The organism is Streptococcus sp. 1F3, assembly GCF_054968985.1.
The window spans coordinates 1-1,312 of record NZ_JBUEQR010000075.1 but is presented as its reverse complement, the minus strand read 5'-3'; the positions used below and the strand labels follow the sequence as shown (position 1 = coordinate 1,312).

Annotated in this window: 1 protein-coding gene and 1 pseudogene; both read left to right on the top strand. The window is 36.9% G+C overall.

Going from position 1 to position 1,312, the window contains the following annotated elements; genetic code table 11:
• Nucleotides 1-780, top strand: a pseudogene (locus tag ACVPON_RS07000) (hypothetical protein); the annotation flags it as partial.
• Nucleotides 780-1,312, top strand: a 533-nt coding sequence (locus tag ACVPON_RS06995; RefSeq protein WP_462877535.1) for a DUF6572 domain-containing protein, incomplete at its 3' end; no start/stop codon positions are given. The pseudogene ACVPON_RS07000 and the gene ACVPON_RS06995, both read left to right, overlap by 1 nt.

Here is a 1,312-nt window from a genome sequence, read left to right as displayed (position 1 = left end):
GGCAAGGGTGACTTTGTTGGAGGTGTTGAGATTCCTAAGGGCACCCGGATTGATGTGGTGTCGCAGAAGACGGGAACTTATTCTATAGATGATAGCCCTAGCTATATCCAAGTTGGGCGTTATACTACGGAACTTTCGAAGTTAGATATACCAATTGACGAAAAAGTAAAAAAACTCCAAGAGTTTTATTCAAATCTTTCAGATAAAAGAGATATAAACGTTCCTTCTGATTCTCAATATGTACTATCAGTACACGAAGGTTGGATTGAGTATGATTGGCCTGGAAATTTAGGATATCAAGATGGTACAGTTCAGTCAATTACAAGAGAATTTGGATTACCAGACCAATGGGATCGCTACGGACATATGGGAGGAGGGAACTTTTCGGACATTCCGAGTGGAGGAGCTTATACATATAGCCAGCGTTCGATTCCTTATGTAGAAAATCCAAATGCCTATCATAGGGGAATTTTTAATAGAGAAACGTATTTTGATAAGATTGATGCTATTAGTAATAATGATATTGATGCGTTAAATAGCATTTTGGAACATGAGGGGATACCTACTGTTTCGAAAGAGAAGTTTTTTGAGTTAACTGAGGATTATCAAGATTATTTATCGGACAAATCAGAAGCACTTAAAATGGCTGTCAAGGATGTTAAATATGGAGTTCATGGTAAAGCGGCTGCTTGGGGAGATATGTCAGGAGGAGCTGAACAAATCGTAACACCGTTTAGAGGGTTGGATATGTTAACTTTAGGTATGATGAAGGAGAATTAATGACAAAACAAGAATTAATTAATTTTGTGGCAGCTCATCAAGCTGAAATTGGAGCATTTAATATTGTGCTGGATAGAAAATTTAAAGGACAGTTTACACTGGGCTATTATTTTGATGAAGAATCAAAAAAATATAAGTTTTATGAAGTTGGTGAGCGTCAAGACTTAAAAATTAGATCTGAGTTTGATACGGAAGCAGAAGTGCTTGATAGATTATACCGAAAAATAATATTTAGATTTAATATATTGACGCAATCGATTAAACTTGATCTTGCCTCTATAGACTCTCTAGGCATTGTAGACGGTCACTTGGAGTTGTTATTGGCAGATGGCAACGAATGGCTTCCCGATACTGAACAAGACCATCTTCTAAAACTTCAAGAAAAGCTGAACAACTATATTCACTTTATTGAAAGTAAGCAGTATGTGGAAGGCTACGGTGATGATTTTAAGGAGAAGGTAATCAACCTCACCTTCCAATATCCTCCGTCAGACAATGGACTAGCCTTTCTAGTGCAAGTTCAAAAAGTTTT